We start from the raw sequence: 25,209 nt of genomic DNA, 5'->3' as shown, positions 1-25,209 counted from the left end.
GCGGGCGGCGGAGCGGGCTGCCCCGCGGGCGGCGGAGCGGGCTGGCCGGCCGGCGGCTTGGGTTCGGCGGCTTGGGCCGGCGCGGAGTTCAGCACCGGACGGATGTAGAGCCGGGCGGTCTGTCCCAGGTTGCGGGCCTCGTTGCCGTCGTTGCCGGGCACGGTGATCACCAGGTTGTCGCCGTCGACCACCACCTCGGAACCGGAGACGCCCAGGCCGTTGACGCGCGCGCTGATGATCTGCTGGGCCTGCGACAGCGCGTCCTTGCTGGGGCGCGAGCCGTCCGGGGTGCGCGCGGTCAACGTGACGCGGGTGCCGCCCTGCAGGTCGATGCCGAGCTTCGGGGCGGCGCGCTTGTCTCCGGTGAGAAATACCAACAGGTAGACGCCGATCAGCAAGACGAAGAAAACCGACAGGTGGCGGGCAGGGTGCACCGGCGCCGAAGACGATGCCACTTTCCTTATATCTCCTTGGTAATCGGTTTCTAACCCCCGACAGAGCCTACGTGCCCGCCGCGCGGCAACCGCTCATCGGACACCGGGTGGTCACTGATCCTTGGTCACGCGGCTCTCGTCGGCCGGGCCTCCGACGTCGTCGGATTCTTCCAGGTCGTCGTCGAAGTCGTCCTCCGGCGCGATCTTGTCGCGGATGGCCAGCTTCATCCAGGTGGTCACCACGCCGTCGGCGATCTCGAGGTCGACGGAGTCGTCGGTGAGCGCGACGACGGTCGCCTCCAGGCCCGACGTCGTGTGCACGCGATCCCCCGGCTGCAGCGACTCGTGCAGGTCGATGGTGGCTTGCATCGCCTTCTTCTGGCGACGCGACGCCAGGTACATGAACCCGCCCATGATGAGCAGGAACGGCAGGAACAAAACCAAACTTTCCATCGGACGTGCCTGTCTTTCGTATCGGTATTGCTGGGCTTTCGAGGGTCCAGTCTGCCCGTCCAGTCTGGCAGGTCGGGCGCACCCGGTTGGGCCGAGTCCTCGGCGGGCGCCAAGACCCCTGGAACGGATAGGCTTTCAGCGCGACGCGACGCGCGCGTTGCCGGGAGGAGGACGTCGTGGCCAGCCTCGAACAGACCCGCCAGCTGGTTACCGAAATTCCTGGTCCCAAGTCGCTGGAGCTCGACAAGCGCCGCACCTCGGCGGTATCGGCCGGCGTCGGTGTCACCCTGCCCGTGTACGTCGCGCGCGCCGGCGGCGGCATCGTCGAGGACGTCGACGGAAACCGGCTGATCGACCTGGGCTCCGGCATCGCGGTCACCACGATCGGCAACTCCGCGCCGCGAGTGGTCGACGCCGTGCGCGAGCAGGTCGCCGAGTTCACCCACACCTGCTTCATGGTCACGCCGTACCAGTCCTACGTCGCGGTCGCCGAAGAGCTGAACCGGATCACTCCCGGCTCCGGCGAGAAGCGTTCGGTGTTGTTCAACTCCGGGGCCGAGGCCGTCGAGAACTCCGTCAAGATCGCGCGGTCGTACACCCGCAAGACCGCCGTCGCGGCCTTCGACCACGCCTACCACGGCCGCACCAACATGGCGATGGCGCTGACGGCCAAGTCGATGCCGTACAAAAGTGGTTTCGGGCCGTTTGCGCCGGAGATCTACCGGGCGCCGATGTCCTACCCGTACCGCGACGGCCTGCTCGACAAGGACCTGGCCACCGACGGCGAACTGGCCGCCGCGCGGGCGATCAGCGTCCTGGACAAGCAGATCGGCGCCGCCAACCTGGCCGCCGTCATCATCGAACCCATCCAGGGTGAGGGCGGATTCATCGTCCCGGCCGAGGGCTTCCTGCCCGCGCTGGTGGACTGGTGCCGCAAGAACAATGTGGTGTTCATCGCCGACGAGGTGCAAAGCGGCTTCGCGCGCACCGGGGCGATGTTCGCCTGCGAGCACGAGGGCATCGAACCCGACCTGATCTGCACCGCCAAGGGCATCGCCGGCGGGCTGCCGCTGTCGGCGGTGACCGGCCGGGCCGAGATCATGGACGCCCCGCACGTCAGCGGCCTGGGCGGCACGTTCGGCGGTAACCCGGTGGCCTGCGCGGCGGCCCTGGCCAGCATCGCGACCATCGAGAACGACGGCCTGATCGAGCGGGCCCAGCAGATCGAACGGCTGATCACCGACGTGCTGCTGCGGATGCAGGCCGGCGACGACCGGATCGGCGACGTGCGCGGCCGCGGCGCCATGATCGCCGTCGAGCTGGTCAAGTCCGGCACCAGCGAGCCCGACGCCGAGCTGACGAACAAACTGGCCACCGCGGCCGGCGCCGCCGGAGTGATCGTGCTGACCTGCGGCATGTACGGCAACATCGTCCGGCTGCTGCCCCCGCTGACCATCAGCGACGAGCTGCTCACCGAGGGTCTCGAGGTGCTGCGCCTGCTGCTGGCCGATCTGTAGACGCGCGGCCCTTCATGGTCCGGACCCCGCCGCCGGAGCCGGTCGTGGGCGAATTCACACCAATGCCACAGGTAAAATCATTGAGGAATACCTTTAGCTTCGCTAACGTTCTAATTGTCAGCGCAGCGTTGCGCGAACAGCCTGAACTTCTCAGCAATGCAAGGAACTGTCATGTCGACCACCACTCGTGAAGAGCGGCTCGAACGCCGCATCGAAAATCTGACCGCGACCGACCCACAGTTCGCCGCCGCCAAGCCGGACCCGGCGGTCGTCGAGGCGCTCGAGCAGCCTGGACTGCAACTTCCGCAGATCATCCAGACCGTGCTCGAGGGTTACGGTGACCGCCCGGCCCTCGGGCAGCGCGCCGTCGAATTCGTCAAGGACGCCAAGACCGGACGCACGGTGCTGGGGCTCCTCCCCCGCTACGACACCATCACCTTCGGTGAACTGCGCGAACGCGTCGACGCCGTGGCTCGTGCCCTGACCCGCGACGGCCTGCGGCCGGGCGACCGGGTGGCGGCACTGGGCTTCAACAGCGTCGACTTCACCACCATCGACATCGCGCTCGGAATGGTCGGCGCGGTGAGTGTCCCACTGCAGACCAGCGCCGCGGTCGCCCAGCTCCAGCCGATCGTGACCGAGACCGAGCCCGCCGTTTTCGCGGCGAGCACCAACCAGCTGTCCGACGCCGTCGAGCTGATCCTGAGCACCGACCACCGGCCCACCAAGCTCGTGGTGTTCGACTACCACCCCGAGGTCGACGACGAGCGCGAAGCGGTGGAAAGCGCTCGGGCCCGGTTGGCGGATACCGCGCTGACCGTCGAACCCCTCGCCGACCTGCTGCAGCGCGGCGCGACATTGCCCGCTACGCCGGCGGCGGCCGTCGACGACGACGAGCTGGCGCTGTTGATCTACACCTCGGGCAGCACCGGCGCCCCCAAGGGCGCGATGTATCCCCGGCGCAACGTCGGCAAGATGTGGCGCCGGTCGGGCCGCAACTGGTTCGGCGAGACCGTCGCGTCGATCACCCTCAACTTCATGCCGATGAGCCACGTGATGGGCCGCGGCATCCTGTACGGCACGCTCGGCAACGGCGGCACGGCCTACTTCGCCGCCCGCAGCGACCTGTCGACACTGCTGGAAGACCTCGAGCTGGTGCGGCCCACCGAGATGAACTTCGTGCCGCGCATCTGGGAGACGCTGTACGGCGAGTACCAGCGCCGCGTCGACCGTGGTGGCAGCGAAGCCGACGTCATGAACGAGATTTCGCAGCACCTGCTGGGCGGTCGGTTCATCTTCGCGATGACGGGCTCGGCGCCCACCTCCGGAGACCTGAAGGCGTGGGTGGAAGAGCTGCTCGACATGCACCTGCTGGACGGCTACGGCTCGACCGAGGCCGGGATGGTGTTGTTCGACGGTGAGGTGCAGCGCCCGCCGGTGATCGACTACAAGCTGGTCGACGTGCCGGATCTGGGCTACTTCGCCACCGACCGGCCGTACCCGCGCGGTGAGCTGTTGCTCAAGACGGAGAACATGTTCCCCGGCTACTACAAGCGCCCGGAGACCACCGCCGGGGTGTTCGACCCGGACGGCTACTACCGCACCGGCGACGTGGTGGCCGAAATCGCGCCCAACAAGGTGGTGTACGTCGACCGCCGCAACAACGTGCTGAAGCTGGCGCAGGGCGAGTTCGTCACCGTCGCCAAGCTGGAAGCGGTGTTCGGCAACAGCCCGCTGGTGCGCCAGATCTACGTCTACGGCAACAGCGCGCACCCCTACCTGCTGGCGGTGATCGTGCCCAGCGAGGAGGCACTGGAGCGCTATGGAGCCGACGAGCTCAAGGGCCGGATCGCCGACTCGCTGCAGACGGTCGCGAAGGAGGCCGGCCTGCAGTCCTATGAGGTGCCGCGTGACTTCCTGATCGAGACCACGCCGTTCACGCTGGAGAACGGTCTGCTGACCGGGATTCGCAAGCTGGCGTGGCCCAAGCTCAAGCAGCAGTACGGCGAGCGTCTGGAACAGCTCTACGCCGACCTGGCCGCCGGCCAGGCCAACGAGCTCGGCGAGCTACGCCGCAGCGGCGCCACCGCGCCGGTGCTGCAGACCGTGAGCCGGGCCGCGGCGGCGCTGCTGGGCGCGGCCAGCACCGAGCTCACACCCGATGCCCACTTCACCGATCTGGGTGGAGATTCGTTGTCGGCGTTGACTTTCGGCAACCTGCTGCACGAGATCTTCGAGGTCGACGTGCCGGTGGGCGTGATCGTCAGCCCGGCCAACGACCTGGCGGCCATCGCCGCCTACATCGAGTCCGAGCGCCAGGGCAGCAAGCGGCCCAGCTTCGCGTCGGTGCACGGTCGGGACGCCGTCGAGGTGCACGCCTCCGACCTCACGCTGGACAAGTTCATCGACGCGGCGACGCTGGCGGCCGCACCGAACCTGCCGGCGCCCGCGTCCGAGGTGCGCACGGTGCTGCTGACCGGCGCGACCGGCTTCCTGGGCCGATACCTCGCGCTGCAATGGCTGGAGCGCATGGACCTGGTCGACGGCAAGGTGATCGCGCTGGTGCGGGCCAAGACCGACGCCGACGCCCGGGCCCGGCTGGACAAGACGTTCGATAGTGGTGACCCCAAGCTGCTGGCGCACTACCGGGAGTTGGCCGCCGACCACCTCGAGGTCATCGCCGGCGACAAGGGCGAGGCCGACCTCGGCCTGGACGCCGCGACCTGGCGGCGGCTGGCCGACACCGTCGACCTGATCGTCGACCCGGCCGCGCTGGTCAACCACGTGCTGCCGTACAGCGAGCTGTTCGGCCCCAACGCCGTCGGCACCGCCGAGCTGATCCGCGTCGCGCTGACCGGGAAGAAGAAGCCCTACACCTACGTGTCCACGATCGGGGTGGGCGACCAGATCAAGCCGGGTGCGTTCGTCGAAGACGCCGACATCCGCGAGATCAGCGCCACCCGGCAGATCAACGACAGCTACGCCAACGGCTACGGCAACAGCAAGTGGGCCGGCGAGGTGTTGCTGCGCGAGGCCAACGACCTGTGTGGCCTGCCCGTGGCGGTGTTCCGCTGCGACATGATCCTGGCCGACACCAGCTACGCCGGCCAGCTCAACGTGCCGGACATGTTCACCCGCATGATGCTGAGCCTGGTGGCCACCGGCATCGCGCCGGGCTCGTTCTACGAGCGCCCAAACGATCAAGCCGAGGGCAACCGGCAGCGGGCGCACTACGACGGCCTGCCGGTGGAGTTCATCGCCGAAGCGGTCTCGACGCTGGGGGCGCAGAACGTGCAGAGCTTCCAGACCTACCACGTGATGAACCCGTACGACGACGGCATCGGGATGGACGAGTTCGTCGATTGGCTGATCGCCGACGGCAACGCGATCCAGCGCATCGACGACTACGGCGACTGGCTGCCGCGGTTCGAGACCGCCCTGCGCGGACTGCCCGAAAAGCAGCGCAACGCCTCGCTGTTGCCGCTGTTGCACAACTACCAGAAGCCGGAGCAGCCGATCCGCGGGTCGATGGCACCGACCGACCGGTTCCGGGCGGCCGTCCAGGACGCCAAAGTTGGCCCCGACAAGGACATTCCGCACATCGGGGCACCAATCATCGCCAAATACGTCAGCGACCTGCGACTGCTCGGGCTGTTGTAGGAGCGGACAGCCTAGCCTTGGGGATGCGGCCAGCGCAGGTATGCCGCGCCCGGCGCAGCGCCGGCGCGTTGCTTGCGCCAACCCCCGGCCTTCGGGTCCTCGGACGACTCCACCCGCGGAGCGGTCAGGGCGTCCGGCTCCACCTCGCGGTGCGGCTCTTGTAGCCCCGACATGTAGACGGGCTCGCTGGCCGCCGGCGCCGCGGACCGTACCCGCGCGAGGGCTTCGATATCGCTGGCCAGTCGCACCGCCAGGCGTGCCAGCGCGATGCCGCCGATGAAGACGATCAAGGCACCCAGACCCGAGAAGTACGAAATCTCGAGTGCGGCGCGCTTGCGGTCGGTCGCGGCGACCGGGTCTCCGGCAGACCCGATCCCCAGCATCGGAGCGACCTCGCCACCGATCACGAACCAGCCGCCGGCCAGCACCGCCAGCCAGCCGCCCACGATCGCGGTGGCCCGATTTCCGGAAAAGATCAGCAGCAGGCCGCCCAGCGCGGTCACGCCGCCCGGCAGCACTTCGAGCCAGCCGCGAGCCGTGGTCCATGCCCACTCCCGGTCGGGTGTGTAGGCGAAGTTGAAGTGTGGACCGACGAACGGTATCAACGCACCCCAAGCACCAAGAACGATCAGGATCAACCCACAAACCGCACCGCGCGAGCGTGGCATCCACAGCCTGCCCGGATGGCCGTCTTGTGCGTAACTCATTGCATCCCCCTATTTGACGCCGGACTACTTCAGCACCGCCTGGATACCCTGGGGTCCGCGGTTGTAACCCGGCTACGTGGCCAGGCCGAGGACCAGCAGCACGATCGAGATCAACGGGAAGGTGCCCTGCATCACCGCCGCCCGGGCCTTGTCCGGTGCCGACACCACCAGGACAAGCGCGGCCGCGACCATGGATCCGACGCCGGCGAAGACAAGCGCGGCACCGATCAGCCGGTGCCCCATCGCCACCTCGGCGATGCCGATGCCGGCGATGATCGCCAGGAACAGGTTGTAAAAGCCCTGGTTGAAGGCGAGCAGCTGGGTGGTCTCGGCCTCCTCGGGTGTCGTACCGAACGCGGCACGGGTCCGGGGCGAGGTCCAGGTGAACGACTCCATCGTGAAGATGTAGACGTGCAGCAACGCCGCCAGCGCGGCGAATACCAGTCCGGCGGTGATCATGGCGCCTCCCCTATCTCGGGTGCCGACCCGCCGCGCCCGGCTGCGCCGCGCTTGCGATCGCCACTAGTCGAATAGCCCCGGCTGCGTGATTCCGGCCGGCGGTGTCATACCCAGATGGGTCCAGGCCTGCGCGGTGGCCACCCGGCCGCGCGGCGTCCGCGCGACCATGCCGGCGCGTACCAGGAACGGCTCGCACACCTCCTCGACGGTGGTCGCCTCCTCCCCGACCGCCACCGCGAGCGTCGAAACCCCGACCGGGCCGCCGCCGAAGCTGCGGGTCAGCGCCGACAGCACCGCCCGATCCAGGCGGTCGAGCCCGAGCTCGTCGACGTCGTAAACCTCCAGCGCGGACTTGGCGACGTCGCGGGTGATCACCCCGTCGGCGCGCACCTCGGCGAAGTCCCGGACCCGGCGCAGCAACCGGTTGGCGATGCGCGGCGTGCCGCGCGACCGCCGGGCGATCTCCGCGCCGGCTTCGGCGCCCAGCTCGATGCCGAGGATCCCGGCCGAACGCGCCAGCACCCGCTCCAGATCGGCCGGCTCGTAGAAATCCATGTGCGCGGTGAAACCGAACCGGTCCCGCAGCGGCCCGGTCAGCGCGCCGGACCGGGTGGTCGCGCCGACCAGCGTGAACGGCGCCACCTCCAGCGGAATCGATGTTGCCCCTGGGCCTTTGCCCACCACGACGTCGACCCGGAAGTCCTCCATCGCCAGGTAGAGCATCTCCTCGGCCGGCCGCGCGATGCGGTGGATCTCGTCGATGAACAACACGTCGTGCTCGACCAGATTGGACAGCATCGCGGCCAGGTCGCCGGCTCGCTCCAGCGCCGGCCCCGACGTCACCCGCAGCGAGGACCCGAGTTCGGCGGCGATGATCATCGCCAGCGACGTCTTGCCCAGTCCCGGCGGGCCGGACAGCAGAATGTGATCCGGTGTGCCGCCACGGTTTTTGGCGCCCTCGAGCACCAGCTGCAGTTGTTCCCGGACCCGGGCCTGGCCGATGAACTCCCGCAGCGAGCGGGGCCGCAGGCTGACGTCGATGTCGCCCTCTCCGACGGTCAGCGTCGGAGACAGGTCGCGATCCGCGTAGTCCTCGGATTCGTCGTCGCTCATTTGGACTTACCCAGCAACGACAGCGCGGCCCGCAACGCGTCGGAAGTCGTTGGCTGCTCACCTTTTTCGCGGCTGGATGCCAGCACGCTGTCGGTGGCGTCCTCGGCCTGCCTGGCCGCGAAGCCCAGGCCGACCAGCGCCTCGACCACCGGGCCGCGCACCGCGTGGCCGTTGACCGCCAGTGCTGCCGCGGGCGCGACGGTCGCATAGATCTTGTCGCGCAGCTCCAGAACCATGCGCTCGGCGCCGCGCTTGCCGATACCGGGCACCCGGGTCAGCGCGGTGACGTCGCCGTCGGCCAGCGCCTGGCGTAACGCCGCGGCGTCGTGCACGGCCAGGGTCGCCATCGCCAGCCGCGGCCCGACGCCCGACACCGACAGCAGCGTCAGGAACAGGTCGCGGGTGTCGCCGTCGACGAACCCGTACAGCGTCTGCGAATCCTCGCGCACGATCATCGCGGTGATCAGCCGGGCCTGGCTGCCGCGGCGCAGCGCCGCCAGCGTCGACGGTGTCGCGTTCACCCGGTAGCCGACGCCGCCGGCCTCGATCACCGCATGATCGAGTGCCACCTCGAGCACCTCACCGCGCACCGAGGCGATCATCGGGCAGCCTTCAGCCTGGCGGCGTACTTGCGGCGCTGCTCGGCCGCGAGCGCCTCCGCCTTGGCCATCCGGGCCAGCATCGGCGCTCTGAAGCAATGGCAGATGGCCAGTGCAAGCGCATCGGCGGCGTCGGCCGGCGTCGGTTTGGCTTGCAGCGCAAGGATTCTGGTGACCATCGCGGTGACCTGAGCCTTGTCGGCGGTGCCGTTGCCGGTGACCGCGGCCTTGACCTCACTGGGGGTATGGAAGTGCACGTCGATATCGCGTTTGGCCGCCGCCACCGCGATCACGCCGCCGGCCTGCGCGGTGCCCATCACGGTGGACACGTTGTGCTGGGCGAACACCCGCTCGATCGCGATGACATCGGGCTGATGCGTGTCCAGCCAGTGCTCGACGGCGTCGCTGATGGTCAGCAGCCGTCTGGGCAGCGCGGTATCCGACGGGGTGCGGACCACGTCGACATCCAGCGCGACGATATTGCGGCCGCGCCCGCTTTCGACCATGGACAGCCCGCACCGGGTCAGTCCGGGGTCGACGCCCATCACGCGCATAGCATGCTCCAACCTAGTACCGAACAGCTGTTCGATAGCCTAGCGGTCGGGCCGGACGGCGTCGGGCACGACACGCGGCCCAGGCAAGAGCTGTTAACTTAAGCCGACGTTCGCTCCACCGCCGCGGCGACGGGAGGTTTGCGTGGGAACGGTGCTGGTCGTGCTGGCCGCGGTGCTGTTCATCGCGTCCGTCATCGTGCTCGTCATAGCCTCGAAGCGCCCGAAGGCCGCGCCGCGCGGGCGCCCCGATCCCCTGTCCGCCGACGCGATGCCGCAGTTCGGGCCCCGCCAACTGGGCCCGGGCGCCATCGTCAGCTACGGCGGCGTGGACTACGTGGTCCGCGGGTCGGTGACGTTTCGTGAGGGACCGTTCGTGTGGTGGGAGCACCTGCTGGAGGGCGGTGACCTGCCGACCTGGTTCGCCGTCGAAGAAGACGACGGTCGCCTCGAGCTCGTCATGTGGGTCACCCGCAAGGACCTCACGTTGCAGCCCGGCGACCAGTACCTGGTCGACGGGATGGCGTTGCACGAGTCGGAACGCGGGCGGGCGTCGTACACCACCGAGGGCACGACCGGCCTGCCGGCCGGCGGCGAGATGGAGTTCGTCGACTGCGCCAACGCCGACGAGACGGTGCTGCTTTCGTTCGAGCGCTGGGCACCCGGCACGCCCTGGGAGATCTCGACGGGCAAGCCGGTGTCGCCGGGCGAGCTCACCGTCTACCCGGCGCCCACGCCGGGCTCGCCGTAGGGACGCGCGGTGCCGCTGTATCAGCTCGCCGTAGCCCCAGCCGACGTGTCCGGGAGCAGGCTGCGGCTCGCCCTCAACGCGCCCGCACCGCCGCTGCTGGCCAGCCATTCGCTGCGGCACCCCGACGGCGGCGCGGTGCGCCTCGCGGTGCTCGGCGCCTCGCATCTGGTCACGATCGAGCACGCCGCGACCACCTTCTCCGAGCAGGTGTCCTGCACCGCCGACGCCGACACCGGCACGCTGCCCGAGCGCGCCGAAGCAGCGGGTTACTCGCTGGAATCCCGCACCGCCACACACGACGAGGCGACGTTTCGCCAACTGGCGCGTAAGCTGCGCAACCGGTGCCGGGCCGAAACCGCTTGGCTCGGTGGCGCTTTCCCCGGCGATGAGGCCGCGCTGACCGTGCTGGCCGCCGAACCGGACGGCACCGGCTGGCGCTGGCAGACCTGGCACCTGTACCCGTTGGGCTCCGGCGGCGAGGTGGTCCGCACCGCGAGCCGGTGGCATCCGTGAGCCGCAAGCACCTGTTCTGGCTTGCCGGCGGGCTGGCGGCGGCGTCGGTGGTGTCGCTGGTCCTCGGAATCATATTGCTGCAGAAGGACATTGCGGCGTATATCGCGAGCAGCTATCGCGAGTATTCCCGCGACGTCAACGGCACGCGATACCTGTGCAGCGGATCGCCCGATCAGGTCGCCGACACGCTCGCCGACTACCAGGAACCCGAGGCCCGTGCCGACAACGACAACAACGAGTACCTGCGCTATAGCGACAGCATCGTGACCGTGGGCCCAGATGGCAACCACCCGTGCAGCATTCGTGTCGAAAGCCTCGGCGCCGGTTACAGCCACGGCTCCTATATGTTCCTCGGCCCGGGGTTCAGTCCCGGATCCCCGTCGGGCGGTTCGGGTGGTCGGCCCGGCGGGCCGGGCGGGAGCAAATAGCACATGACCGCCACCCCGGAAGCTCCCGTGTCGATTCGCTGGCGCGCCCTGTTGCTCGCCGCCGTCGCGGCCTGCGCGGCCTGCGGCATCGTCTACGAACTGGCCCTGCTGACGCTGTCGGCAAGCCTCAACGGCGGCGGCATCGTCGCCACCTCGCTGATCGTGGCGGGCTATATCGCGGCGCTGGGCGTGGGCGCGCTGGTGGTCAAACCGCTGCTGAGGCACGCGGGCATCGTCTTCGTCGCCGTCGAGACCATGCTGGGCATCGTCGGCGGCCTGTCCGCCGCGGCGCTGTACGCGGTGTTCGCGTTCCTCGACGGGTCGACGTGGGTGTTGGCGCTCGGCACCGCGCTGATCGGCGGCCTGGTCGGCGCGGAGGTGCCGCTGCTGATGACGTTGCTGCAGCGCGGTCGCACGGCCGGCCCCACCGATAGCGGCCGCACGCTGGCCAACCTCAACGCGGCCGACTACCTGGGGGCGTTGGTCGGCGGATTGGTCTGGCCGTTCGTGCTGCTGCCGCAGCTCGGGATGATCCGCGGCGCGGCCGCCACCGGCATCATCAACCTGGTGGCGGCCGCCATCGTGGCGATGTTCTTGCTGCGCCGGGTGATCTCTGCCGCGCAGCTGGCGACGGCGCTGGGCGCACTCGCCACTGCCCTCGTCCTGCTCCTAGTGCTGCTGGTGGGTGCGCACGACATCGAAACAACAAGCCGTCAAAGGCTTTACGCAGACCCGATCATCGCCTACCGGCACACCCCGTACCAGGAGATCGTGGTCACCCGTCGCGGCAACGACACCCGGCTGTACCTGGACGGCGGTTTGCAGTTCTCCACCCGCGACGAATACCGGTACACCGAAAGCCTGGTCTATCCAGCGCTCGGCAGGGCCGGCGGGGAAGGTGCCCACTCGGTGCTGATACTGGGCGGCGGCGACGGACTGGCAGCACGAGAACTGTTACGCCAGAACGGAATCGATAAGATCGTACAAGTGGAACTCGATCCCGCGGTGATCGAGGTCGCCCGCACCACCCTGCGCGACGCCAATGCCGGTGCACTGGACAACCCGCGGGTTTGCGTCGTGATCGACGATGCGATGCGCTGGCTTCGGGCCGCTCATCCCGAGCTGCGCCCGCCCGGGGGCTTCGACGCCGTCATCGTCGATCTGCCCGACCCGGACACCCCCGTGCTGGGCCGGCTGTATTCAACCGAATTTTATGCCCTTGTCGCGCATGCACTTTCGCCGACCGGGCTCGTCGTGGTCCAGGCGGGCAGCCCGTTTTCCACGCCGATCGCGTTCTGGCGCACGGTATCGACCCTGCGTTCGGCGGGGTATGCGGTGTCGCCCTACCACGTGCATGTGCCGACGTTCGGCGACTGGGGTTTCGCACTGGCGCGCCCCGGTGTCACCGCACCGATACCCACCCTGCCCGCCGACGCGCCGCCGCTGCGCTACCTCAATCCGCAAGTGCTGCAAGCCGCGACGGTGTTCTCCGACGACATCGCGCCGCGACCGCTCGAACCGTCAACACTGGACAACCCGCGCATCGTGGAGGACATGCGCCACGGCTACGACTAATTGCCCGACTCCTCCTCATCGCGCTACGCGCTCTGCATCGTCGCCGGACTAGTCTTCGTCGAGGGCGGCCAGCACCTCGTCGGACAGGTCGACGTTGGTCCAGACGTTCTGCACGTCGTCGCTGTCCTCCAGCGCGTCGACCAACTTGAACACCTTGCGGGCGCCCTCGACGTCGACCGGCACGCTGACCGACGGCTGGAAGCTGGCCTCGGCGGAGTCGTAGTCGATGCCGGCGTCCTGCAACGCGGTGCGCACCGCGACCAGGTCGCTCGGCTCGGAGATGATCTCGAAGCTCTCGCCGAGGTCGTTGACGTCCTCGGCGCCGGCGTCCAGCACCGCGGTCAGCACGTCATCCTCGGTCAGACCGTTCTTCTCCAGCGTGACGACGCCCTTGCGGGTGAACAGGTACGACACCGAGCCCGGGTCGGCCATGTTGCCGCCGTTGCGGGTCACCGCCACCCGGACCTCGCCGGCCGCGCGGTTGCGGTTGTCGGTCAGACACTCGATCAGCACGGCCACGCCGTTGGGCCCGTAGCCCTCGTACATGATGGTCTGGTAGTCGGCGCCGCCGGCTTCCTCGCCCGCGCCCCGCTTGCGGGCGCGCTCGATGTTGTCGTTGGGCACCGAGGTCTTCTTCGCCTTCTGGATGGCGTCATACAGGGTCGGATTGCCCGCCGGGTCACCACCGCCGGTACGCGCGGCGACCTCGATGTTCTTGATCAGCCGGGCGAACTCCTTGCCGCGGCGCGCGTCTTTGACGGCCTTCTGGTGCTTGGTGGTGGCCCACTTGGAATGGCCGCTCATCGTCTTCCCATCTCTTGTTTCTTGGCCAGACGAGTCTACGTGGAGGGCCGGGACGGTCGTCCGGCCGCTCCCCACCCGGATCAGCATCCCCAGGCGTCACAGGCGGAGGTGGTCTGCGGCCCGTCCGGTCGCCGAGTGTGGGCCCTGCGCACGGCAAACGGGCCGAATTCGTCCATAGGCCCCACCCTCGGTGGCAAAGGTCAACCTCAGGCGTCGCCCCGGACCATGTCGACGAACAGCCGATGGATGCGCCGGTCCCCCGTCATCTCCGGGTGAAACGCCGTCGCCAGCATCGGCCCCTGCCGGACCGCGACCGCGTGGCCCGCGGCCGTGGCCAGCACCTGCACGCCGTCGCCGACCCGCTCGACCCACGGCGCCCGGATGAACACCGCCCGCACCGGGTCATCCAGGCCCGCAAACTCGACATCGCCTTCGAACGAATCGACCTGACGTCCAAAAGCGTTGCGCCGCACTGTCATATCGATCGCGCGTAGCGGCAGCGCCTGACGTCCGTTGGCGCCGGCGTCGACGATCTCGCTGGCCAGCATGATCATCCCGGCGCACGCGCCGTAAGCCGGCAGTCCGTCGGCCAGCCGCGCCCGCAACGGCTCGAGCAGGTCGAGGTCGCCAAGCAGGTGGCTCATCGTGGTGGATTCCCCGCCCGGGATCACCAGCCCGTCGATCGCCTCGATCTCGCCGCGGCGGCGCACCGGCAGCGAGTCGGCGCCGGCGTCGCGCAGCGCCGCCAGATGCTCCCGGGTGTCGCCTTGCAGCGCCAAGACGCCGATCCGCGGTCGGCTCACGGCTGGTATCCCCGCTTGAAGCGGGTCAGCCCCTCCTGCATGACCGCCGCGACCATCTCGCCGGACTGGGTGAAGATCTTGCCCTGGCACAGCGAGCGACCGCCGCTGGCCGACGGCGAGGACTGGTCGTAGAGCAGCCACTCGTCGGCCCGGAATGCGCGCATGAACCACATCGCGTGGTCCAGCGAGGCCACCTGCAGATGCTCGCGCACGTCGAGGTGCGTGACCTGCGCCGAGCCCAGCAGCGTCAGGTCGCTCATGTAGGCCAGCGCGCAGATGTGCAGCACCGGGTCGTCCGGCAGCGGGTCACGGTGCCGGAACCACACCTGCTGCTGAGATGCCTTGCCGGGCAACAACTCCAAGCGATCGCGCGGCACGATGCAGACGTCCCACTCCTCGAACTGCTTGAACCCGGCATCGTCGAAAACCTTGATCGAGTCCAGCCCGGGCAGGCCGTCGGGCGGCGGCGCGGCCGGCATCGGATCCTGGTGGTGGATGCCTTCCTGATCGGTCTGGAAGGACGCCCCCATGTTGAAGATGATTTCGCCGTGCTGGACGGCGTTGACCCGCCGGGTGGCGAACGAACCACCGTCGCGGGTGCGTTCGACCAGGAAAACCGTGGGCTCTCTTGGATCTCCGGGCCGCAGGAAGTAGCCGTGCAGCGAGTGCACCTGGTAGCGCGGGTCGACGGTGCGCACCGCCGAGACCAGCGACTGGCCGGCCACATGGCCCCCGAAGGTGCGCTGCAGAAATCCGGATTCCGGGCTGAAGACGCTGCCCCGGTAGATGTTGACCTCGAGCTGCTCGAGATCAAGGATCTCTTGGATCGACACAGATCGTTCTTACCAGCCGCGTTCGGCCAGGCGATGCGGCTGTGCGATCTGCTCGACGTTGATGCCCACCATGGCCTCGCCCAGGCCGCGAGAAACCTTGGCCAGCACGTCCGGATCGTCGAAGAACGTGGTGGCCTTGACGATCGCGGCCGCACGCTGCGCGGGATCGCCGGACTTGAAGATGCCCGAGCCGACGAAGACGCCCTCGGCACCCAGCTGCATCATCATCGCCGCGTCGGCCGGCGTGGCGATGCCGCCGGCGGTGAACAGCGTGACCGGCAGTTTGCCCGCCCGGGCCACCTCGACGACGAGCTCGTAGGGCGCCTGCAATTCCTTTGCGGCAACGAACAATTCGTCGTGCGACAAGGACGTCAGGCGACGGATCTCGCCGCCGATGGCGCGCATGTGCGTGGTCGCGTTGGACACGTCACCGGTGCCGGCTTCCCCCTTCGACCGGATCATGGCCGCGCCCTCACTGATGCGCCGCAGTGCCTCACCGAGATTGGTGGCCCCGCACACGAACGGCACGGTGAACTTCCACTTGTCGATGTGGTGGGTGTAATCGGCGGGGGTGAGCACCTCGGATTCGTCGACGTAGTCCACGCCGAGGCTCTGCAGAATCTGGGCTTCCACGAAATGCCCGATGCGCGCCTTGGCCATCACCGGGATCGTGACCGCGGAGATGATGCCCTCGATCATGTCGGGGTCGCTCATCCGGGACACGCCGCCCTGGGCGCGGATGTCTGCGGGTACTCGCTCCAGCGCCATGACCGCGACGGCGCCGGCGCCCTCCGCTATTCGGGCCTGCTCCGGAGTGACGACGTCCATGATGACGCCGCCCTTGAGCATCTCGGCCATGCCGCGCTTGACGCGCGCCGTTCCGGTCTGGTTGGCCTGGCCCGACTGTGCGCCGCTGTCCACTAGCCCCTTCTCTCCTCGAACCATCGCGCTTCCACTCTAGTGGTGCGAGACAACCGAGTTTGCCCACCGTTTGGCGACAGAAGTTCGACATCTGTTCAACAGAGTGGTGCGGCGACGTCGACATTGTGCTACATATTGCGGCAGCTATTTGCGCAGGCCGTAGCAGCTGGTGCGAATCAAAGGGTGGCATCCCTGGTCACACCGGCCGTCGCGGTTGGCCGAGAAGAGGTTCGGAGATGGTGCCGGATTTCGTGCTGCTGCCGCCGGAGATCAATTCTGCGCGCATGTATGCGGGACCCCGCTCGGGGACGATCTGGGCCGCGGCCCAGGGGTGGGAAATGTTGGCCGCGCAGCTGGCCTCGGCGGCCAGTTCCTTTCAGTCGACGGTGTCGACGCTGACCGGTGGGCCGTGGCAGGGGCTGGCGTCGACGATGATGGCCTCGGCGGCCGTGCCGTATGTGCAGTGGTTGACCGCGACCTCGGCAAAGGCAGAGCTGCTGGCCAACCAGGCCCGCTTGTCGGCGGGTGCGTTCGAGGCGGCGTTCACCGCGACGGTGCCCCCCGAGGTCGTCGCGGCCAACCGTGCCCTGCTGATGACGCTGATCGCGACGAACATCCTGGGTCAAAACACCGCGGCCATCGCGGCGACCGAGGCCGAGTACGCGGAGATGTGGGCCCAGGACGTCGCGGCCATGACGGGCTACGACGCCGCCACCACGGCCGCCCAGGCCGGGTGGACCCCGTTCGGCGCGCCGCCCCTGACGCTGTTTGGCCTGCCGGCCGCCCCCACCTACCCCTCGCTCCTTGACCAGCTGATCAACTCGTTGTTCCAGTCGTTGACTCAGCAGCTGATGAACCCGATGTCGCAATTGCAGATGCTCTCGACGCCGGCCCAGTTCGCGATGGAACCGATGCAAATGGTGATGGGCCAGCTGATGTCCGGCGCGAACCCGTTGCTGAGCGGGGCGGGCAGCCTCCCGGCGATCAATCCGGTGCTGGCATCGGCGGTCAGTCCCGCGGTGGGCGCCCCGGGCGCGGCGCAGCTCACGGGGAGCGTGGTCACCGCGGGTATGGGCCGGGCCGCCCCGATCGGGGCGCTGTCGGTGCCGGCGACCTGGGCCAGCACCGCGCAGGCGGCGGCCCCCGCCGTCACCGGCGTCCCCGCTGCCGCGGCGGCTCCCGTGTCGACGACCGCGACCTCCGCGCCGTACCTGCCGCCGATGAACGTGCCCGGACGCTTGATCGGTGCCGCGACTCCGGCGGCCGCCCGCAAGATTTTGGCGCCCCGCCCGGTGCTGGATTAGCCAGGCGCCCGATGACCGACCTGATAGTCGACCCCGACGCGATAGGGACAGCTGCCGGCGAGTTGCAAGGGATCGGGTCGGCCCTGGAAGCGACGAACGCGGCCGCGGCGGCCCCGACGACCGGAGTGCTGGCGCCCGCCACGGATTCGGTATCGTTGCGCACCGCCGCATTCCTGGACGCCCAGGCCGCGCAATACCAGGCGCTCAGCGCGCAGGCGGAACTGTTCCACAACCAGTTCGTGCAAACGCTGGTCAACGCGCAGAACGCCTACACCGACACCGAGACGTCCAACGCGGCCGCCCTGCAGTCGGGCGACCAGATCGCGCTGATCATGGGCGGCACCGGCAACCCGACCCCCACTGACACCTACGTGCAGGAGGTCTACCAGACGTTCGTCCTCCCGAATTACCCCGGCTATTCCCCGCAGGGTCTGTACACGCCCGAGCAGTTGTGGCCACTGACCGGCATCAACAGTAAAAGCTTCACGCAGTCGGTCCAAGAGGGCATCGCGATACTGAACAACGCGATCATGAGCCATACCACCGCGGGCGATCAACTCCTGGTCGTCGGCTATTCGCAGAGCGCCACGATCGCCACGATGGAGATGCGCTATCTCAATGCCCTGCCCGCCGTCCTGCGGCCGGACCCCAACCTGCTGAACTTCATGATGCTCGCCGATCCCAACAATCCGGTGACCGGCGGCATCCTGACCCGCTTTATCCCGGGATTCTTCACCGCATTTCACGTGCCGACGCCGGCAGACACCATCTACCTGGCCACCATCTACGGCATCCAGTACGACCCCGTCGCCCAGTTCCCCGCGGGCATTTTCAATATCTCGGCCGACCTCAACGCCATTTTCGGCGTTCCGCTGCACACCCAAACTCCGTTGCTGACCGCCGCGCAACTTGCCACCGCGGTCCAACAGCAGATCGGCAACACCACCTACTTCATCGTCCCCACCACGAATTTGCCGCTGCTGGATCCGTTGCGGATGTTCGTGCCGATTTTGGGAAATCCGTTGGCCGACTTGCTCCAACCGTTCCTCAAGCCGTTAGTCGACTTCGGCTACGCCACCGGGCTGCCGGGCCCGCTGCAGTCCCTCAGCTCGGTCGCCGTCGCCGGGGCAAGCCCGGGTATCTCGGTCCCGCTGGCTACGGGACTGCCGCCCGCGGGTTTCCTGCCCATTCCGTCGAACGCGCGGTAGTTCACGTCAGCGGATCGACTGCAGCTGGGGCAGCCGGCCACCTACGTCGTTGTCGGCCAACGCGATTGCCTCGCCGAGCAGTTCGGCCAACTGGCGCGGGTACACCGTCTGTCCCGCGGCCACCAGTTCGGCGATGTCGTCGGCATCGCACCAACGGTGGCAGTGGATGTAGCGGCGTTCCAGCTCGGTCCGTCCCGTGCAGACCGGCTCGAAGCGCGCGGTGCGGCGCACGAAGAAGAACTCCTCGCTGTCGATCAGCGCGCCGTTGAACTCGAAGACCTCGTCGCGTCGCCAGATCGGTCCGACCAGCTCGGCCGCTTCGACCCGTAACCCGGTCTCTTCGGTCAACTCTCGCGCGGCGGCCTCGGCCAGCCGTTCGCCCGGGCGCACCTCGCCGCCCACGGTGAACCACCACCGCGGCGCCGAGTCCTCGACCGCCGGATCCGAGCCGCACAGCAACAGCACCGCGCCGGTTTCGTCGAGCAACACCACCCGCGCCGAGGTCCGGTGCTTGGGCACCCCGTGCGGGGTGTGGGCCAGCGCCTGTGGTCGCTCGACGATCTCGAAATAACTTGGCAGCGTGGCTGTTCCACCGAGACGAAGGGCACGCACCGGGCCCCGCTCGCCCAGCGCCAGGGTGTCGCGGACCGCGTCGTTGTGGAATCGGCGGGCCAGCAGCAGCCGGGCTTCGGCGTCGGCCAACTCGGCGATGAGACCGGCCGGCAGCGCCGCGGGGTCGACCATCGCCAGTGCGGCCGACAGCTCGTTTTCGGCGTTCTCCCGCGCCTGACGAGGCGCCCGCTCGGCGGCGTCGGCCAGCGCGGCCAGCCGCCGGCCTTCGGGGGAGCCGCCGTAGGCGTCGATCGCCACCGCACGGGCGACCACCGCACGCCGCGCCAGCGCGCTGTCGAGGGCCTGCCAGGACAGGTCGTAGCGGATGTTCAACCGGTTCAATCGCTGCGCGGTCTGAATGGCCCAGACGCCGATCACCGCCAAGACGGCGATCAGCACGACCAGCAGGGCGATGACGACGAGCGGCCAGGCCATCAACCGGCCACCTGAACCTTGGCGCCCGAGCCGGCGACCGTCTCGTACACCCGCACGATCTGGCCGGCCACCACCGACCAGTCGTAGCGGGAAACCGCTTCGCCCGCCGCGGCCACGTAACGCGCACGCAGCGCGTCGTTTCCGAGCATCTCGACCAGCCCGTCGGCCAGGGCGGCGGCGTCGCCGACCGGCACCAGCCGTCCGGCCTCGCCGTCGCGCAGCACGCGCCGGAAAGCATCCAGATCGCTGGCCACCACCGGCGTGCCCGCGGCCATCGCCTCCACCAGCACGATGCCGAAACTCTCGCCGCCGATGTTAGGCGCGCAGTAGACGTCGGCACTGCGCATCGCCGAGGCCTTTCCGGCGTCGTCGACCTGGCCGAGAAAACGGAGGTAGCACGCCATTTCGCCTGCCTCCGTTCGCAATTCGTCCTCGTCGCCGTGGCCGACGACCAGCACCTGCAGGTCTGGGTAGCGTTCGGTCACCCGAGGCAGCGCCTCGAGCAGTACCTGCATGCCCTTGCGGGACTCGCCGAAGCGGCCCAAGAACAGCACCGTCTTGCCCGGCCGCGGATACCCATCCAGGGGCGGCGCCGAGGCGAGGGAGGCGACGTCGACCCCGTTGGGGATCTCCACCGCGTCGGACCCGAGCGCCTCCATCTGCCAGCGCCGGGCCAAGTCGGACACCGCGATACGGCCGACGATCTTCTCATGCCACGGTCGCAGCACACCCTGAAAGACGGACAGCGTCAGCGATTTGGTGGTCGAGGTGTGAAAGGTGGCCACGATCGGGCCCTCGGCGATCCGCAGGGCCCACATCGACAGGCTGGGGGCATTCGGTTCGTGCAGATGCAGCACGTCGAAGTCACCCTCGGCCAGCCAGCGCCGGACCCGGCCGTGCACCGCGGGACTGAATTGCAGCCGCGCCACCGAACCGTTGTAGGGAATCGGGATGGCCTTGCCGGCGGAGACGACGTACTCGGGCAGACAGACGTGCGGCGACGCCGGAGCCAGCACGCTGACCTGATGGCCCCGGTCGCGCAACACCTCGGCGAGTTGCAGCACATGCGACTGCACCCCGCCCGACACGTCGAACGAGTAGGGGCAGACCATGCCGATCCGCATCAGGCTTCCTTCAGCCGGGCACGTCTGTCGTCGGAGAGATCGGCCAGCCACTGCGGCTGCAGCATGTGCCAATCCTCGGGGTGGGCGGCGATGTTCTCGGCGAATTGATCGGCCAGCGCCTGGGTGATGGCCCTGACGTCCCCGCCGGAGCAGTCCAGCGGCGGCTGGATACGAACCCGCCAGGCGTCGCCCTCGTTCCAGCAGTGCGCCGCGCACAGCGCCGCCCCGGTTTCGATCGCCAGCTTCGCCGGCCCGGCCGGCAGCCGGGTGGGCTCGCCGAAGAAGTCGACCTCGACACCGGTGCGGGTGAGGTCGCGTTCGGCCATCAGGCACACCACCCGGTTGGCCCGCAGCCGCTCGCACAACACCTCGAACGGCGGCCGATCGCCGCCGGACAGCGGAAGCACTTCGAAGCCAAGGCTTTCGCGGTAGGCGATGAAACGGCGGTACAGCGACTCGGGTTTGAGCCGCTCGGCGACCGTGGTGAAGGTGCCGCGCGTCTGCGCCAGCCACACCCCGGCCATGTCCCAGTTGCCGCTGTGCGGCAGTGCGAGCACGGCGCCACGGCCGGCGGCCAGGGCCGCGTCGAGATTGTCGGCGCCGAGGAACAGCTCGTCGATTCGCCGGGCCAGCACCCGGTGGTCCATCGACGGCAGCCGGAACGCCTCCCGCCAGTAGCGGCCATAGGATTCCAGCGAAGCCCGCATCAGGGCGTCGGGTACCTGCGCCGGCGGTACACCGATGACCCGGGCCAGGTTCTTGCGCAGCTGCTCGGGACCGCCATTGCGGGCGGCGTAGCGGGCTCCGGTGTCGAATACGTTGCGCGCGGCGAACTCTGGGACCGCCCGCACCGCCATCCAGCCGGCGGCATAGGCCCAGTCGGTTGCCGTGTGGGTCAAGATCACGGCGCGCTCGTTTCGCCGCTTCCCGGATTGGGCGGCAAGGGTTCGGCCGCGCCGGGGGAGGTCCGCACCGCGCGCAACCGCTGCACGCAGGTGACCACGCTGGCCGCCGCCAGCACCCACATCGCCACGGGCAGCGCCCACGGCAACGGATAACCGGGCAGGTCGGACAGGCCCGCGCCGACCAGCACGATGATCAGCCGTTCCGGTCGTTCGATGATCCCGCCGTCCCCGCGCAGTCCGCTGGCCTCGGCCCGGGCCTTGATGTAGGAGATCACCTGCGAGGTGACCAGGCAGATCAGCGTCGCCACCGCCAGCGATTTGTCATGCAGGCCAAAGACAATCCACCACAGCAGTCCGCTGAACACCGCGCCGTCGCTGACGCGGTCGCACGTCGCGTCGAGTACCGCACCGAATCGGGTGCCGCCACCGCGCTCGCGGGCCATCGCGCCGTCGACCATGTCGAAGAGCACGAAAAACCAGACCACCAGCGTGCCGACGAACAGCTTGCCGATCGGGAACAACGTCAGGGCCCCCGCCACGGCCACGACGGTGCCCAGGATCGTGACGGCGTCCGGCGTCAGGCCCACTCGCAGCAGCACCCTGGCTGTCGGAGCCGTGAGCCGGGCGAACGCGGCCCGGGACAGGAAGGGCGCCTTACTCATGGCGCCGCTCCTGCGCATCGCTGCGCTCTGCATCGTCGTCGGCGCGACTCATTTCTGTCTGGCCCACTCCGTCGCGAGCAACTGGCGCGTCTCGCGCAACAACTGCGGGATCACTTTCGCGCCGCCGACGATCGTGATGAAGTTCGCGTCGCCACCCCAGCGCGGCACCACGTGCACGTGCAGGTGTTCGGCCAGCGACCCGCCCGCCGAGGTGCCCAGATTCAGGCCGACGTTGAACCCGTGCGGCCGCGACACATTCTTGATCACCCGAATCGCCTTCTGGATGAAGGCCATCAGCTCCGCGCTCTCGGCGTCGGTCAGGTCCTCGATCTCGGACAGCCGCCGGTAGGGCACCACCATCAGGTGCCCGGGGTTGTACGGGTAGAGGTTGAGCACGGCGTAGACGAGCTCACCGCGCGCGACCACCAGGCCCTCTTCGTCGGGCAGTTGCGGGATGTCGGTGAACGGCTCATCGGGTTTGCCGTTGTCGCGCTTGGCCGGCGCCTCGGCCAGATACGTCATCCGGTACGGCGTCCACAACCGCTGCAGGTGATCGCGATCTCCGACACCCCGGTCGAGAATCGTGTCCTCGCTGTCCTGCTCACTCACCGCCGGCAACCTTCACCAGTTCTTGTGTGGGAGCGTCATTCTCGCGGTCGGCTATCCACTTGACGATGGTATCGATCGCGGCGTCGAGCGGCACGCCGTTGATCTGGCTGCGGTCGCCGAAGCGAAAACTGACCGCCCCGTTCTCGACGTCCCGGTCGCCGGCCAGCAACATGAACGGCACCTTCTGGTTGGTGTGGGTCACGATCTTCTTGGCCATCCGGTCGTCGCTGGTGTCCACCTCGACCCGCACACCTCGCGACCTCAGTTGCGCGGCAACGTTTTCCAGGTAGCTCGCGTGCTCGTCGGCGACCGGGATCCCGACCACCTGGACCGGCGCCAGCCACGCCGGGAAGGCCCCGGCATAGTGCTCGGTGAGAATGCCGAAGAACCGCTCGATGGACCCGAACAGCGCCCGGTGGATCAGCACCGGCCGCTGCCGCGAGCCGTCGGATGCGGTGTATTCCAGCTCGAATCGGTCCGGCATGTTGAAGTCGAGCTGGATCGTCGACATCTGCCAGCTGCGCCCCAGCGCGTCCTTGACCTGCACCGAGATCTTCGGGCCGTAGAACGCCGCGCCGCCGGGGTCCGCAACGAAATGCAACCCGGACGCCACGGCCACCTCGCGCAGGACTTCGGTGGCCTCGTCCCACATCTCGTCGGAGCCGGAGTACTTCTCCGGGTCCTTGGTGGACAGCTCCAGGTAGAAGTCGTTGAGCCCGTAGTCGGCCAGCAACTCGAGCACGAAGCGCAGCAGCGAGGTCAGCTCGTCGCGCATCTGCTCGCGCGTGCAGTAGATGTGGGCGTCGTCCTGGGTCATGCCCCGCACCCGGGTCAGCCCGTGCACCACGCCCGACTTCTCATAGCGGTACACACTGCCGAACTCGAAGAGCCGCAACGGAAGCTCGCGATACGAGCGGCCGCGGGACCGGTAGATCAGGTGGTGCATCGGGCAGTTCATCGGCTTGAGGTAGTAGTCCTGCCCGGGCTTGCGCACCGTCCCGTCCGCGTTGAACTCCGCGTCCAGGTGCATCGGCGGGTACATGCCGTCGGCGTACCACTCCAGGTGGCCCGAGGTGATGTACAGCTGCTCCTTGGTGATGTGCGGGGTGTTGACGAACTCGTACCCGGCCTCGATGTGCTTGCGCCGCGAGTACTCCTCCAGCTCGCGGCGGATGATGCCGCCCTTGGGGTGGAAAACCGCCAGGCCGGAACCGATTTCGTCGGGGAAGCTGAACAGGTCCAGCTCGACACCCAGCTTGCGATGGTCGCGCCGCTGCGCCTCCTCGAGCAGCTCCAGGTGCGCATCCAGCGCCTCCTGCGACTCCCAGGCGGTGCCGTAGATGCGTTGCAAGCTGGCGTTGCTCTGGTCGCCGCGCCAGTAGGCGGCCGAGCTGCGGGTGAGCTTGAACGCCGGGATGTGCTTGGTGGTCGGGATGTGCGGCCCGCGGCACAGATCACCCCAGACCCGTTCGCGGGTACGGGGATTGAGGTTGTCGTAGGCGGTGAGTTCGTCATTTGAACCAGGGGGGCCGACCTCCATGACGTCGGGGTCGCCCGATTTGTCGTCGACGAGTTCGAGCTTGTAGGGCTCGTCGGCCAGTTCCGCGCGCGCGGCGTCCTTGGACTGGTAGACCCGCCGGTCGAACAGCTGGCCCTCCTTGACGATCTGACGCATCCGCTTTTCCAGCTTTTCCAGGTCTTCGGGCGTGAACGGCTCCGCCACGTCGAAGTCGTAGTAGAAGCCGTCGGTGATCGGCGGCCCGATGCCCAATTTGGCCTGCGGGAACAGGTTCTGAACGGCCTGGGCCAGCACGTGTGCGGCCGAATGCCGGATGACGCTGCGGCCCTCGTCGGTGTTGGCCGCGACCGGGACCACCTCGGTGTCGGCGTCGGGCACCCAGCTCAGGTCGCGCAGCTTGCCGTCGGCGTCGCGCACCACCACGATCGCGTCGGGCGTACCCCGGCGCGGCAACCCCGCCTCCCCGACCGCCGCGGCCGCGGTAGTCCCGGCAGGAACCCGGATCGGGGCTGCCGGGACGGACTCTGCGGGGGCGCTCATCGGGGTGGTCTCCAAGGTTCGGTAAGGGAATTAATCGGTGATTAATCGATGCCATGCTATCGGGGTGCGCCCCGACAGGCCCAAGCCGTCACGCCACCACGGCCAGCCCGTCGAGCCCCCGCGGCCACTCCGCGTTGCCGTGGCTTGTCCCCCGATCGGTTGCGAAATTC

At 68.6% G+C, this 25,209-nt stretch carries 24 protein-coding genes and 1 pseudogene; 8 read left to right on the top strand and 17 right to left on the bottom strand.

The features are described 5' to 3' along the window. Nucleotides 1-455: pseudogene (locus tag BN973_RS31665) on the bottom strand (protein translocase subunit SecD); the annotation flags it as partial. A gap of 90 nt (nucleotides 456-545) precedes the next feature. Further along, nucleotides 546-887 (bottom strand): preprotein translocase subunit YajC, encoded by a 342-nt coding sequence (yajC, locus tag BN973_RS12405; RefSeq protein ID WP_036468458.1) that lies wholly within the window; start codon nucleotides 885-887, stop codon nucleotides 546-548. 176 nt (nucleotides 888-1,063) lie between these two features. On the opposite strand from yajC, the gene gabT reads away from it, so the two are divergent. Continuing rightward, nucleotides 1,064-2,404, top strand: coding sequence for a 4-aminobutyrate--2-oxoglutarate transaminase (gene gabT, locus BN973_RS12400; RefSeq protein ID WP_036468456.1), 1,341 nt, complete (start codon nucleotides 1,064-1,066; stop codon nucleotides 2,402-2,404). A 171-nt stretch (nucleotides 2,405-2,575) separates the two neighbouring features. Then, nucleotides 2,576-6,064, top strand: a complete 3,489-nt coding sequence (gene car, locus BN973_RS12395; protein ID WP_036468454.1) for a carboxylic acid reductase — start codon at nucleotides 2,576-2,578, stop codon at nucleotides 6,062-6,064. A gap of 11 nt (nucleotides 6,065-6,075) precedes the next feature. On the opposite strand, the gene BN973_RS12390 is transcribed toward car, so the two are convergent. The 5 genes from BN973_RS12390 to ruvC all read right to left on the bottom strand — a co-directional run bounded on the left by BN973_RS12390 (nucleotide 6,076) and on the right by ruvC (nucleotide 9,496). Next, nucleotides 6,076-6,771 carry a hypothetical protein gene (locus tag BN973_RS12390; protein ID WP_036468452.1) on the bottom strand — a complete coding sequence of 232 codons (696 nt, stop codon included), beginning with the start codon at nucleotides 6,769-6,771 and terminating at the stop codon, nucleotides 6,076-6,078. A 72-nt stretch (nucleotides 6,772-6,843) separates the two neighbouring features. Next, nucleotides 6,844-7,230: a DUF1304 domain-containing protein gene (locus tag BN973_RS12385; protein WP_036468450.1), complete on the bottom strand. Its 387-nt coding sequence runs from the start codon at nucleotides 7,228-7,230 to the stop codon at nucleotides 6,844-6,846. A 63-nt stretch (nucleotides 7,231-7,293) separates the two neighbouring features. Further along, entirely contained in the window at nucleotides 7,294-8,343 is a 1,050-nt protein-coding gene (ruvB, locus tag BN973_RS12380) for a Holliday junction branch migration DNA helicase RuvB (RefSeq protein WP_036468448.1), read from the bottom strand. Next, nucleotides 8,340-8,945, bottom strand: coding sequence for a Holliday junction branch migration protein RuvA (ruvA, locus tag BN973_RS12375; RefSeq protein ID WP_036468446.1), 606 nt, complete (start codon nucleotides 8,943-8,945; stop codon nucleotides 8,340-8,342). The genes ruvB and ruvA overlap by 4 nt, the downstream gene beginning before the upstream one ends. Further along, nucleotides 8,942-9,496 (bottom strand): crossover junction endodeoxyribonuclease RuvC, encoded by a 555-nt coding sequence (gene ruvC, locus BN973_RS12370; protein ID WP_036468444.1) that lies wholly within the window; start codon nucleotides 9,494-9,496, stop codon nucleotides 8,942-8,944. Before ruvC ends, ruvA begins: the two co-directional genes overlap by 4 nt. Nucleotides 9,497-9,638: 142 nt before the next feature. On the opposite strand from ruvC, the gene BN973_RS12365 reads away from it, so the two are divergent. From BN973_RS12365 to BN973_RS12350, 4 genes are read left to right on the top strand one after another with little or no spacing between them, the layout of a single operon-like run. Then, complete coding sequence (locus tag BN973_RS12365) at nucleotides 9,639-10,244, top strand: DUF4178 domain-containing protein (RefSeq protein ID WP_036468441.1); 606 nt, start codon at nucleotides 9,639-9,641, stop codon at nucleotides 10,242-10,244. A 9-nt stretch (nucleotides 10,245-10,253) separates the two neighbouring features. Then, nucleotides 10,254-10,757 carry a DUF2617 family protein gene (locus tag BN973_RS12360; RefSeq protein WP_036468439.1) on the top strand — a complete coding sequence of 168 codons (504 nt, stop codon included), beginning with the start codon at nucleotides 10,254-10,256 and terminating at the stop codon, nucleotides 10,755-10,757. Continuing rightward, nucleotides 10,754-11,185: a DUF4247 domain-containing protein gene (locus BN973_RS12355; protein WP_036472336.1), complete on the top strand. Its 432-nt coding sequence runs from the start codon at nucleotides 10,754-10,756 to the stop codon at nucleotides 11,183-11,185. Before BN973_RS12360 ends, BN973_RS12355 begins: the two co-directional genes overlap by 4 nt. Before the next feature lie 3 nt (nucleotides 11,186-11,188). Then, entirely contained in the window at nucleotides 11,189-12,760 is a 1,572-nt protein-coding gene (locus BN973_RS12350; RefSeq protein WP_036468437.1) for a polyamine aminopropyltransferase, read from the top strand. Between the two features lie 48 nt (nucleotides 12,761-12,808). On the opposite strand, the gene BN973_RS12345 is transcribed toward BN973_RS12350, so the two are convergent. The 4 genes from BN973_RS12345 to pdxS all read right to left on the bottom strand — a co-directional run bounded on the left by BN973_RS12345 (nucleotide 12,809) and on the right by pdxS (nucleotide 16,145). Beyond that, nucleotides 12,809-13,564 (bottom strand): YebC/PmpR family DNA-binding transcriptional regulator, encoded by a 756-nt coding sequence (locus BN973_RS12345; RefSeq protein WP_036468436.1) that lies wholly within the window; start codon nucleotides 13,562-13,564, stop codon nucleotides 12,809-12,811. Nucleotides 13,565-13,770: 206 nt separating this feature from the next. After that, nucleotides 13,771-14,367, bottom strand: coding sequence for a pyridoxal 5'-phosphate synthase glutaminase subunit PdxT (gene pdxT, locus BN973_RS12340; RefSeq protein WP_036468434.1), 597 nt, complete (start codon nucleotides 14,365-14,367; stop codon nucleotides 13,771-13,773). Next, the gene (tesB, locus tag BN973_RS12335; RefSeq protein ID WP_036468432.1) at nucleotides 14,364-15,200 is read right to left on the bottom strand and encodes an acyl-CoA thioesterase II; all 837 of its coding nucleotides are present in this window, start codon (nucleotides 15,198-15,200) and stop codon (nucleotides 14,364-14,366) included. Before tesB ends, pdxT begins: the two co-directional genes overlap by 4 nt. 9 nt (nucleotides 15,201-15,209) lie before the next feature. Further along, entirely contained in the window at nucleotides 15,210-16,145 is a 936-nt protein-coding gene (gene pdxS, locus BN973_RS12330) for a pyridoxal 5'-phosphate synthase lyase subunit PdxS (protein ID WP_051641237.1), read from the bottom strand. 212 nt (nucleotides 16,146-16,357) lie between these two features. Here pdxS and BN973_RS12325 point away from each other — a divergent pair, with 212 nt between their 5' ends. Together BN973_RS12325 and BN973_RS12320 are read left to right on the top strand one after the other, a co-directional pair. Further along, nucleotides 16,358-17,425 carry a PPE family protein gene (locus BN973_RS12325; RefSeq protein ID WP_036468428.1) on the top strand — a complete coding sequence of 356 codons (1,068 nt, stop codon included), beginning with the start codon at nucleotides 16,358-16,360 and terminating at the stop codon, nucleotides 17,423-17,425. 11 nt (nucleotides 17,426-17,436) lie between these two features. After that, nucleotides 17,437-18,633 (top strand): PE-PPE domain-containing protein, encoded by a 1,197-nt coding sequence (locus BN973_RS12320; RefSeq protein WP_051641236.1) that lies wholly within the window; start codon nucleotides 17,437-17,439, stop codon nucleotides 18,631-18,633. Between the two features lie 6 nt (nucleotides 18,634-18,639). Here the strand turns inward: BN973_RS12320 and BN973_RS12315 are convergent, their stop codons facing one another. Genes BN973_RS12315 through thrS form a run of 6 tightly spaced genes read right to left on the bottom strand, consistent with a single transcriptional unit; the run spans nucleotide 18,640 to nucleotide 25,039 of the window. Next, nucleotides 18,640-19,680 carry an NUDIX hydrolase gene (locus BN973_RS12315; RefSeq protein ID WP_036468426.1) on the bottom strand — a complete coding sequence of 347 codons (1,041 nt, stop codon included), beginning with the start codon at nucleotides 19,678-19,680 and terminating at the stop codon, nucleotides 18,640-18,642. Further along, the gene (locus tag BN973_RS12310) at nucleotides 19,680-20,804 is read right to left on the bottom strand and encodes a glycosyltransferase family 4 protein (protein WP_036468425.1); all 1,125 of its coding nucleotides are present in this window, start codon (nucleotides 20,802-20,804) and stop codon (nucleotides 19,680-19,682) included. Before BN973_RS12310 ends, BN973_RS12315 begins: the two co-directional genes overlap by 1 nt. Then, nucleotides 20,804-21,709, bottom strand: coding sequence for a phosphatidylinositol mannoside acyltransferase (locus tag BN973_RS12305; RefSeq protein WP_036468423.1), 906 nt, complete (start codon nucleotides 21,707-21,709; stop codon nucleotides 20,804-20,806). The genes BN973_RS12310 and BN973_RS12305 overlap by 1 nt, the downstream gene beginning before the upstream one ends. Further along, nucleotides 21,706-22,371: a phosphatidylinositol phosphate synthase gene (gene pgsA, locus BN973_RS12300; protein WP_036468421.1), complete on the bottom strand. Its 666-nt coding sequence runs from the start codon at nucleotides 22,369-22,371 to the stop codon at nucleotides 21,706-21,708. The genes BN973_RS12305 and pgsA overlap by 4 nt, the downstream gene beginning before the upstream one ends. 48 nt (nucleotides 22,372-22,419) lie before the next feature. Continuing rightward, on the bottom strand, nucleotides 22,420-22,989 hold the full coding sequence (locus BN973_RS12295; RefSeq protein ID WP_232232073.1) for an ATP adenylyltransferase: 570 nt from the start codon (nucleotides 22,987-22,989) through the stop codon (nucleotides 22,420-22,422). Further along, nucleotides 22,973-25,039, bottom strand: coding sequence for a threonine--tRNA ligase (thrS, locus tag BN973_RS12290; RefSeq protein WP_036472334.1), 2,067 nt, complete (start codon nucleotides 25,037-25,039; stop codon nucleotides 22,973-22,975). The genes BN973_RS12295 and thrS overlap by 17 nt, the downstream gene beginning before the upstream one ends. Nucleotides 25,040-25,209: the final 170 nt, after the last annotated feature.

This window comes from Mycobacterium triplex (assembly GCF_000689255.1).
GTDB lineage: Bacteria > Actinomycetota > Actinomycetes > Mycobacteriales > Mycobacteriaceae > Mycobacterium > Mycobacterium triplex.
Note: the sequence above shows the minus strand (reverse complement) of the source record. Positions and strands in the feature narration are given on the sequence as shown.